Source organism: Actinomadura darangshiensis, assembly GCF_004349235.1.
Lineage (GTDB): Bacteria > Actinomycetota > Actinomycetes > Streptosporangiales > Streptosporangiaceae > Spirillospora > Spirillospora darangshiensis.
Window position 1 is genome coordinate 17,782 of sequence record NZ_SMKY01000103.1, and the last position, 9,821, is coordinate 27,602.

A 9,821-nucleotide genomic window follows, 5' to 3' on the forward strand; every position below is an offset into this window, starting at 1 on the left:
GCATACCGACCGGTCGGTTTCTGGCAAGCTATGCGCAGGACACATCGGAGTCAATGCCCGCGCACAAGGGAGGTGCCCAGGTGACGGAGATCCGACCCCCGCTCGACCCCGTGCCCGATTCCACCGCGCCGGAGTCGACCGTGCCCGAATCCACCGTGCCCGAATCCAGCGTGCCCGTTCGGCAGAGCGCGGTGGAGCGGCGGATCCTGGACGCCGCGCTCCGGCTGTTCGCCGAGCGCGGCTTCGACGGGACGTCCGTGCAGGGCATCGTGGCGGCCGCCGAGGTGACCAAGGGCGCCCTCTACCACTACTTCGACTCCAAGGACGACCTGCTCTACGAGATCTACCACTCGCTGATCGCCCGGCAGCTCGCCGACCTCGGCGCCGTGCTCGCCGAGGGCCTGCCGCCGCGCGAGGCCGTGCACGCGGTGCTGACCGGGCTGATCCGCAGCACCGCGGCGCACATCGACGAGGCGAAGGTGTTCGCCCGAGACAAGGACCGCCTCGACGACGCCCGGATGCGCTCGGTCCGCGCCGACCGCCGCCGCTACCACGTGACGTTCCGCGGCCTCATCGAGCAGGGCCAGCGGGACGGCGTGTTCAGCGCCGCCACGCCCGCCGAGACCGTCACGATCGTCGCGCTCGGCATGGTCAACCAGATGCCGTCCTGGTACCGCGCCGACGGCCCGAAGCCCGCCGACCGGCTCGCCGGCGAGGTCGCCGACTTCATCCTCGACGCCCTGGATCAGCGGCGCGCCTGAAGGTGCAGCGCCGCATCCCGGACGTCGGCCAGTTCGGCGTCCCAGTCGTCCGGCGGGGACAGCGGCACCAGGACGAACTTCGACAGCCCGGCCTCGACGAGCCGCTTGAGGTGCGCCTCAAGGCCGTCCAATCCGGGAACGACGTCGTCGAGCGGGGCGGGCCCGCTGATCCGCCGGACGCGGGCGAACCGGGCCTCGGCCTCCTCCGACAGCGGCCCGCGCTGTGTCTATTGCGACGCCCTTGGCGTCGGGCGCTGGGCGCCCTCCTTCGGCGGGCGTCGCGGCGATCGCTAGCATCGCTCCGACTCGCCTAGAGGCTCGCTGCGCGATCAGGTTCTCGCTTCGCTCACACCTGGCTTCGCACGCGATCGCAACGTCGAGGTCGCTGACGGCTGAGGACGACGGCTGAGGTGGGGACGCCCGCTTACCGCATCCAATCCACCCCCTCGCACTCGGGCGCCCAAGGCGAGGTGGTTTTTCGATATCTCCCTCGCGCCAACTACTTGAACCGTTGGCGGTCACGCACTACAGAATCGGCGCGGATGATCGCCTATAGCGTTCACGTGCGCGCCTGCATCAACCATCAGCATCAGCCACGCAACAACCTGACGGCGTGCGATCGCGTGCGAAGCCAGGTTCGAGCCTGCGAGAACCTGATCGCGCAGCGAGCCGCAAGGCGAGCCGGAGCGATGCTAGCGATCGCCGCAGCGCCCGCCGAAAGGAGGGCGCCCAGCGCCCGACGCCAAGGGCGCTGCAATAAACACAGCGCGGGCCCGGTGACCCGCTCGGACACCCACAGGGAGTCGAATCCCTCGCGTTCGAGGCCGAGCGCGAGGGCGGAGAGCTCATCCGGGCCGAGAGTCGATGCGGCGGGGCCCATGCCGATGCGAATGATCACAGGTCCGACGCTACGCGGAGTCAGTTCTGTGACACAACCCTGGAGGGGCGGGTGGCGGCCGCGGTGACGGCCGCCGCGAGCAGGGACAGCACGGCGATGGACACCGCCATCGGGACGGCGGTGCCCGGCCCGGCGATCCCGGCCAGCGGCGCGGCGGCCCCGCCCAGCGCGAACTGCGCGACGCCGAGCAGCGCGGACGCGCTCCCGGCCACCCGCGGCGGCCGCCCCGACAGCGCCAGCGCCGTGGCGTTCGGCAGGACCAGCCCCTGTCCGGCCGCGACCAGGAACAGCGCGGGCAGCACCCCGTACAGGCCCGCGCCCGCGAGCACGGCGGCCAGCAGCCCGGTGCCGCCCGCGGCGACGACGGCGAGCCCGGCCGCGAGCAGCGCCCGCAGCGGCACCCGCCCGGCGAGCAGGCCGCTGAGCTGCCCGGCGACCACGATCCCGAGGCTGTTGACGCCGAAGGCGAGGCTGAACTCCTGCGGCGACAGCCCGTAGATGTCCTGCAGCACGAACGGCGACCCGGAGATGTAGGTGAACATCGCCGCGAAGGCCAGCCCGAGGGCGAGGGCGTACCCGACGAACGTCCGGTCGCCGAGCAGGCCCCGGAACGTCCGCGCCGTCGCGCGCAGCCCGCCCGTCTCGCGCCGCTCCGGCGGCAGCGTCTCCTTCAGCCCGAGCAGCGACGCCAGGAGCAGCGCGACGCCGATCCCGGCGAGGACGGCGAACACGCCCGGCCACGGCATCACCCGCAGCAGCTGCCCGCCGAGGACGGGCGCGAGGATCGGCGCCAGCCCGTTCACCAGCATCAGCACCGAGAAGAACTTGGCCGCGGCGACGCCGTCGTAGAGGTCCTGGACGATGGCCCGCGCGATCACGATCCCGGCGGCCCCGGCGGCGCCCTGCACCAGCCGCAGCGCGATGAGCGTCTCGACGGTCGGCGCGGCGGCGCACAGCAGCGACGCGACGGCGTAGGCGGCGAGCCCGATCAGCAGCGGCGGGCGGCGTCCGAGCGCGTCGCTCAGCGGCCCCGCCACGGCCTGCCCGGCCGCCAGGCCGATGACGCACGCGGTGAGCGTGAGCTGCGCCTGCACCGCACCGGTCGACAGGTCGGAGGTCATCCTGGGCAGCGCCGGCAGGTACATGTCGATCGACAGGGGCGCCATGGCCGTCAGCGCGCCGAGCACCAGGATCAGCACCAGCCGCCGGTCGGCCGGACGCGGCGGCGGTTCGGAGCCGGTGGAGGCGGCCGCCTTCGTCATGGGGGTCTCCAGCGGGGTCGGGCGCGGGTTCAGACCGCGGTGATGACCTGGCCTGCGTCCAGGCGCGGGTTGCGGGTCCGCCAGGCGCCGGGGCCGGGCCGTCCCGCGTTGATCACGGCGATCGGCCGCACATCGCCCGCCGGGAAGAACCCCGGTTCCAAGATGTCGCAGTCGAACCCGGCCGTCGGCCTCGTGGCTGAGGCGTTTGCGGCCGTTCAAACCAGTTGGCGTCCGCCATCATCGTGGCCCTGGGGAGTCCGCGACAGCTATGGGACTTTGAAGCGCAGGCTCTTGCCGTTACCTCGGGCCAAGCCTCTGTCTTGCCTGAGGTGCGCGGTGGCTGCAACGCCAAGGTGAAAGCTCGCAAAGTATCAAGAAGCGCAACCGTCGGCATCAGCCCTCAACAACCTTGAGCGTTGCGATCGCGTGCGAAGCCAGGTTCGAGCTTGCGAGAACCTGATCGCGCAGCGAGCCGCAAGGCGAGTCGTAGCGATGCTGCGATCGCTGCGTTGTCCGCCGAAGGAGGGCCTTCAAGGCCCGACGCCAAGGGCGACGCAATGAACACTGCGGTGGTGGTCGTCATCTGTGCCTCTCGGTCGGGTGCCCTTCCGAAAAGGGTCAATCGGATGACGATCCGTTATCTTCCACGTCAGGAAGTGGGGTGCGTCACAGCGTCAGAACGGGAAGCGCTCCGCCGCCGCGACGACCGCGCCGGTGACCGTGGCGATGGTGACGGCCGACACGCCCGCCAGGACCGCCCAGCGCCCGGCCTGGTAGCCGACCGGGACGCGGGCGGGACCGCGGCCGCGCACCGGCCATGGGGCGCGCAGCGGCGCGGTCCCGGGAAGCTCCTGCGGGACGTCGGCGAGCGGACGGTCGCCGTTGGACGTCCCCGCCGCGGGCAGCCCGGTCACCCAGCCCAGCAGTTCGGCGACGTCCGCCGGTTCGGCGCCGAGGCCGGAGGCGAAGTACCGCACCTGGGCGGCGACCTGGTCGAGGGTGCGGACGGTGTTGCCGAGCCCGACGTGTCCGAGCCAGTCGCGCAGGCCGGTGTCGTCGCCGCCGGTGTCGAGGGAGCGGCCGATCTCCGTGCGGGCCAGCAGGTCGGTCTTGGTGACGACGACGGCGACGCGCTTCTGCCGTCCATGGTCGGGACGGGAGCGCAGCTCGTTCAGCACCCGCTGCAGGGTGTCGGCGGGATCCTCCTCCGACGACGCGGCGGACTCGTCGACGAACGCGCGCTCGTCCCCGGTCAGCGCACGGCGCAGCTGGGGGAGCGCGAACGGGTCCACGACGAACAGGAGCGCCTCGCTGTGGTCCAGGTAGCGCAGCGACTCGACCTCTGTGGCTCCCGTGTAGTGCTCACCGGCGGGGTCGAACAGATACAGGATGCGCCGTGCGCGCCCCGGCAGCTCCACGTCCACCATGGTCGCGAGGGGAAGCTCCGGGCCGGTCTTGGCGAGACGTCCGCCGCGCTGGAATTCGCGGATCGCACCCGCGTACGCCTGGGCGTGCCTCTGTTCGACGAACGCGAGCCGTCCGTGGACGGCGCGGGCACGCGCGTGCAAGGCGCGGATGCCGAGAACCATGAACGTGGTCTTGCCGGCCGCCGGGCCACCGACGAACGGCAGCGGTTCCACGCGGACGCGGCCGATCCGCTCGGGCAGGCGCCCGCCGCAGTGCGGGCAGTACGCGGCCAGCCGGAAACGTCCGAGCGCGACGGTCGTCGGCAGCCGCGCTCCGCAGCCGCACACGTGCCGGAACGCGCCGCCCGATCCCGGTGTCAGATGCCGGTGCCGCGTCCCGCAACCCGGGCATTCGTACTCGGGCAGGCCGATCCGCTCGTAGCAGAACGGGTGCGGGCACGTCTGCAGGATCCGCCCGTACATCATGAAGACGCGTTCCACCGCCGCCAGCACGAGCACGCACGCCAGCCACACCGCGAGCCCGATCGCCGCGACCACCCCGTACAGGACGGTCAGCACCAGCACGAACACCGAGGCGGGGACGGCGGCGGCGACGATGCCCGCCGACAGCGCCAGCCAGATGGGGAAGACGAAGAACCCCCAGGGGCCGCCCAGCAGCGTCCGGGTGAGGCTGACGACGATGCCCTTGGCCGTCCGGTACACCTGCGGGGCGACGGTGCGGGTGATCGTCCACCAGTCGCGCCACACCTGGCCGAGCAGGTAGTGCCGGTAGGCGATCTTGGGGGCGGCCACCGGCGACGGCCCCTCCAGCGTGGACGGCGCGAGCGTGCGGCACGCGCCGAGGTAGTACACGCCGAGCGCGGCCGCCCCGGCGATGATCAGCGTCGCGGCGAACAGCACCGGGAACACGTACATGAACCCGAGCCACATGGCGCCCAGCCACACGGCGATCAGCAGCAGCACGACGACCGGGTTCACGGCGCCTCCTCCGCGAGGAGGTCCCGCAGCTCGGCGCGCAGCTCCGGGCGGCGCGCCAGGTGGGAGTCGAGCTGCTTCGCCGCGAGCCACCGCCCGGCCGCCGCCCGCGCCCACGCCTCCAGGGACGGCTCGGTGACGCCGCGCTTGCGCAGCCGCAGCACCACCTCGACCAGCTCGTTGCGCCGCTCGATCTCCGCGCCGCGCAGCGGGGCGCGGCCGGCGCGGGTGCGGCCCGGCAGCCCGTCCGTCCACTGGGCGGCGAGCCGGGCGCGGCCGGCCGCGGACAGTGCCGCCAGCAGCTCGGCCCGGAATCCGGGCGGCCGCGCGAACAGCCGCCGCGCCGCGCCGGCGAACGCCTCCCCGGCGAGCTGCGGGGTGGCGCCGTCCGCGCCGGCGATCCGCTCCAGCGCGCGGGCCGCCCGAGACGGGCCCGCGGTGATCGCCTTCCCGTACGCCTGGACGAGTTCGGCGTCGCGTCCGGCGCGCTCGCCCGGCATCAGCTCGCCGGCGCGTTCGGCGAGCCGCAGCGTCGCCGGGTCCGCGAGGCCGTCGCCGCCGGGGAAGGCGAGCCGCGTGAACGTCCGGGACGGCAGCTCGGCCAGCGCGGGATGGACCGCCGGCCGCCCGTGCCCGTCCAGCCCGTGCGCGTCCAGCAGGTCGACGCATTCGGCGGCGGACGGCGGCGCGGCCCAGATCTCCCGCAGCGCCCCCTCGATGTCGGCGCCGTCCAGCCGCAGCAGCTCACCGGTCACCGCGATCCGGCGGCTGCGATGCCTCCGCCCGATGGACGCCAGCACGGGGACGGCGACCGCCGGCACGTCCCGCAGCCGTTCGCGGTGCCCGTACAGCCGGTCGCAGTGCGCGGACGTGAGCGCGGACGTGAGCGCGGCCGGGCCGGCGTCGGCGAGACCGTCGACGACGCCGTCCAGCACCGCGTCCCGCAGCTCGGCCGGGGCCCGGTCGTGCAGGGCGAGCGCGAGATCGAGGCCCATGGACGGGACCCCGGGCACGAGATCGCGCCACACCCAGTCCGGGATCCCGGAGCCGCGCCGCGACAGCAGCTCCGCCGCTGCGTCCTCCTCGTCCGCCGTGACGGTGGCGTCGCCCCGGCACATCGCCAGCAGCGCGGCGGCGCCCTCCTGCGCGGGATCGTTGAGCGGCGCCAGCTCGCCGAGCGCGTCCAGGCCGCCGAAGTCGGAGGTGCGCCAGCAGCCGGCGACGGTCCGCGCGAAACGGCTCGCCGCGCCCCCCGGCACGCCCGTGCGGAGGTCGAACGCGGACGCGTGCGAGGCGTGGCTCTGCGCGGCGGACCAGACGGCCGGCGTCGTCCCGACCAGCCTCTGCGCGGCGCCGTCCGGGTCTGCGGTGTAGGTGACGAACGACAGCCTCGCCGCCGCCGCGACCGGCAGCGAGTACGACACGACCGCGATCCAGCGCGCGATCAGCTCGACGTCGCCGGCGATGAGGACGACCCGCCCGTGGCCCTGGGCCAGCACTCCGGCGACGGCGTCCACCAGGCTCGCGAGAAGGGCGTACGGGTCGTCCGGGCCGGCGGTGGCGAGCCACGCCGCGAGGGCCTCCGGGTCGAGTGCGGCGCCCGGGGTCAGCTCGTCCAGCGGGTCGAGGACGGTGCCCGGCGCGGGCAGCGGCGTCCAGTGCGCGGCATGCCAGAGCTCGGCGGGCCGCAGCCCCTCCAGCTCCTCGGGCTCGGCCACCACCGCGTGCGCGAAGAAGTTGCCGTAGCGGCCCGAGTAGTCGCGGCCCAGGTAGCGGCAGCGCAGCAGCAGCGGGCGCCCGTCCACCTCCTCGTACAGCAGCGAGACGGGGAACAGGCCCAGCTCGGAGTCGTCGGGCGACAGCGGCGCGTCGGGCGGGGGACGGTACGACAGGTACGGCGTCACCGCGGCCCGCATCCCGTCCGGGAGGCCGGGCGTCTCGGCGACGAACTGGAACCCGGCCCGGCCGGTGGGCCCGCGCCGCGCGGAGGTGTAGTGCAGCTGCCACGCCACCGCTATCCACCCCCGGGACGGACGCCGTCGAGCATCCGGAACCGGTACAGCAGCCACAGCAGCGGGTCCTCGGCCCGGTACGGCCGGACGCCGCCCGCGCCGACGCGGCCCCGCTCCGGGACGCCGCCGAGCGCCGACAGCCCGAACAGCGCGTGCCCGGCGTACTGCTGACCGAGGTAGGTGTCGAGCTGCCCCGCCTGCCAGTCGTGCAGCATCGCACGGACCTGCTCGTTCACCGCGTCCCTGTCGTCCAGGTCGAGGACGCCCTGGCCGGACCGCGACCGGTGCAGCGCCGACTGCTTCAGCAGCCCCGGCCGCAGCACGTCGATCTTGGTGAGCGCGACCGCGACCGGGACGGGCAGCGGCTCGCCGGGACGGGTCCCGTGCCGCTGCCGGAGCGTCTCGGTGACCCGCGCGATGACGTTCAGCGGCTCGCTGTCCGGGTCCTCGCCGGCCGTCCGCGGAGCGGGCACGGCGTCCCGCACCTCCGCCCGCGCGCCCGGCAGCTCCAGCGGGTCGACCAGGAAGATGATCGCGTCGGCCGCCTCCAGGTACCGCAGGTGCAGGTCGGTGACCTCGCGGCTGCGCAGGTCCTCGCCCGCGGTATCGAACAGCACGAGCGCCAGCGAGTCGTTGCGGGCCCGCGCGAAGCGCCCCTTCCGGGTCCGCGTCCGCGTCAGCAGGTAGACGAGCGGCTCGCGCGGCCCGGTCGCGGCGCTGGCGGTCGTCGGCAGCAGCCGCCGCTCCTCCAGCAGCGGGCGCGCGAAGTCGCGCTTGTACCGCTCGATCGTCCGGTCGTCGCACGCGACGAGCGAGGCGTCCAGCTCCGTCCCGACGCGGTTCATCAGCTCGTGCAGCAGGACGGCGATGTAGGTGCTCTTCCCCGCGTTCTTCGCCCCCACCAGCGCGACGATGCGTCCCGGCGAGTCGCAGTAGGCGGACGGCAGCGGGTTGTGGCACTCCGGGCATGCCCGGTTCCCGGTCGGCAGGCCGCACTCGGGGCAGTCGGCGCGCCCCTTGCGCCCGGACGCGGCGAACACCGGCGGCAGCGACGCGCCCGCCGTCGACCCCGTGTACTCGGCCAGCTCCTTGTCGAGCACCGGGGCGCAGCCCTGCCGCCGCCCGGCCTGCCCCCGGCACCGGAACAGGATCCGCTGCGGCGCGACCGCCGCGAAGCAGTAGGGGCAGGTGACGCCCTGCCGGGCCGGCGGCCGCGTCATCGGGTGACCTGGAGCCGGCGGACGGGGGGATCGCTCAGCTCGACGACGTCGTCGTCGGCGAAGCAGCGCAGCCAGTACGGGCCGGACGCCTCCGGCACGTCCAGGGACAGCTCGCCCGGCACCGGCACCTGCTCCCACGCGCCCAGCGTCTCGCCGTCGGCGGCGCGGTGCGGCATGACCCGCCCGGCGCGCAGCACCAGCGACAGCCGCGCCACCCGCAGCGGGCGCGGCGAGGTGAGCCGGATCGTCAGCGACCGCCGCCACGGCGGCCCCGACCGCAGCACGTCGTACCGGACGATCGTGCGCGCCGCGACCTCGGCGGACACCGGCGGCCCGGTCAGCCGCGCGCCGCCCACGGTCCCGGCCGCCGCGACGGACAGCTCGACGGGCTCGTCCTCGGGCGCCGCCAGCCGGATCCCGCCCTGCGTGTCGTAGGCGGCCCGCGTCACGACCTCGGTGGACTCCGCCCGCCCGATCCGGTGGACGACGTCGACCTCGGCGACGTCCGGCGGCCAGTCGAACCCGACGTGCACGTAGGCGCCCCGCCGCTCGGCGACGAGCCGGCGCGGCGGCGGCAGGTTCACGTACCGGTGGTAGGCGCCGATCGCGGCGGTGCCCTCCGCCACCGTCACCGCCAGGAGCCAGCCGCCGGCGCCCGGCCGCACTTCGAGGCCGCCGGGAACCGGTGTGCACGCGAGCCGCCGCGTCTCCCGCCGCACCTCTTCGAGGGGGACGAGCGCGCTGCGCGGCCACGGCGGCGGTCCGTCCGACAGCACCAGCTCGACCGTCCCGTGGCCGGGCGGGTCGAACCGGGCCCGCACCAGCCCCGGGTCGGACTCCTCGGACCCGGCCCGCAGCTCGAACACGGGCTCGGGCGGCGCGCTGGGCGTGGCCGAGACGCGCACCCCGTCCGTCACGGCCTCCCGCCCGGACTCGTCCAGGTAGACGGCGGCGACCCGGTAGTGGTGGGTGCGCCCGTTCGGCACGCGCTCCCGGAACCCGTCGCGCCCGGCCGGGACGGCCCGGCCCTCCCGCACGACGACGACCCGCGCCGCCTCCGCCGGGCACCGCCACCGCCCGGTGACCTGCCCGTCCCCGGCCAGCAGCTCGACGTCACTCGGGTCCGGCCGCACGACCACCGGGCCCGCGACCGCCGGCGGCGCCACGGCGTCCCCCCGGACCGCGAACACCCCGTAGTACACGGGCACGTTGACGGGCGGCCGCTCGTCCACCGCCCCCGCGATCACATCCCCGTCCGTCCTATCG

The 9,821-nt window shown here is 74.7% G+C and carries 9 protein-coding genes; 1 reads left to right on the plus strand and 8 read right to left on the minus strand.

Annotation, left to right across the window (positions count from 1 at the left end; genetic code table 11):
- The first annotated feature begins 80 nt into the window (after window positions 1-80).
- The gene (locus E1293_RS22280; protein ID WP_243716398.1) at window positions 81-761 is read left to right on the plus strand and encodes a TetR/AcrR family transcriptional regulator; all 681 of its coding nucleotides are present in this window, start codon (window positions 81-83) and stop codon (window positions 759-761) included.
- Here the strand turns inward: E1293_RS22280 and E1293_RS47605 are convergent.
- The 8 genes from E1293_RS47605 to E1293_RS22310 all read right to left on the minus strand — a co-directional run.
- A complete protein-coding gene (locus tag E1293_RS47605; RefSeq protein WP_165978345.1) occupies window positions 746-892 on the minus strand; it encodes a hypothetical protein in 147 nt (48 codons plus the stop codon). The two genes, E1293_RS22280 and E1293_RS47605, sit on opposite strands and share 16 nt — an antisense overlap.
- A gap of 458 nt (window positions 893-1,350) precedes the next feature.
- Entirely contained in the window at window positions 1,351-1,659 is a 309-nt protein-coding gene (locus E1293_RS22285; protein WP_132199387.1) for a hypothetical protein, read from the minus strand.
- A gap of 20 nt (window positions 1,660-1,679) precedes the next feature.
- Entirely contained in the window at window positions 1,680-2,921 is a 1,242-nt protein-coding gene (locus tag E1293_RS22290) for a multidrug effflux MFS transporter (RefSeq protein WP_132199388.1), read from the minus strand.
- 29 nt (window positions 2,922-2,950) lie between these two features.
- The gene (locus tag E1293_RS50250; protein WP_279473269.1) at window positions 2,951-3,082 is read right to left on the minus strand and encodes a hypothetical protein; all 132 of its coding nucleotides are present in this window, start codon (window positions 3,080-3,082) and stop codon (window positions 2,951-2,953) included.
- Between the two features lie 513 nt (window positions 3,083-3,595).
- Entirely contained in the window at window positions 3,596-5,326 is a 1,731-nt protein-coding gene (locus E1293_RS22295) for a TRAFAC clade GTPase domain-containing protein (RefSeq protein ID WP_132199389.1), read from the minus strand.
- Window positions 5,323-7,335 carry a GAP1-N2 domain-containing protein gene (locus tag E1293_RS22300; protein ID WP_132199390.1) on the minus strand — a complete coding sequence of 671 codons (2,013 nt, stop codon included), beginning with the start codon at window positions 7,333-7,335 and terminating at the stop codon, window positions 5,323-5,325. The genes E1293_RS22295 and E1293_RS22300 overlap by 4 nt, the downstream gene beginning before the upstream one ends.
- A gap of 2 nt (window positions 7,336-7,337) precedes the next feature.
- Window positions 7,338-8,555: a TRAFAC clade GTPase domain-containing protein gene (locus E1293_RS22305; protein ID WP_132199391.1), complete on the minus strand. Its 1,218-nt coding sequence runs from the start codon at window positions 8,553-8,555 to the stop codon at window positions 7,338-7,340.
- A partial coding sequence (locus tag E1293_RS22310) for a SaeA-related protein (protein ID WP_481726075.1) occupies window positions 8,552-9,821 on the minus strand: 1,270 nt, incomplete at its 5' end. The genes E1293_RS22310 and E1293_RS22305, both read right to left, overlap by 4 nt.

Excerpts from the sequence above, each read along its gene's own strand:
- E1293_RS22290 (WP_132199388.1), bottom strand. The coding sequence starts at position 2,921 with ATGACGAAGGCGGCCGCCTCCACCGGCTCCGAACCGCCGCCGCGTCCG.
- E1293_RS22305 (WP_132199391.1), bottom strand. The coding sequence starts at position 8,555 with ATGACGCGGCCGCCGGCCCGGCAGGGCGTCACCTGCCCCTACTGCTTC.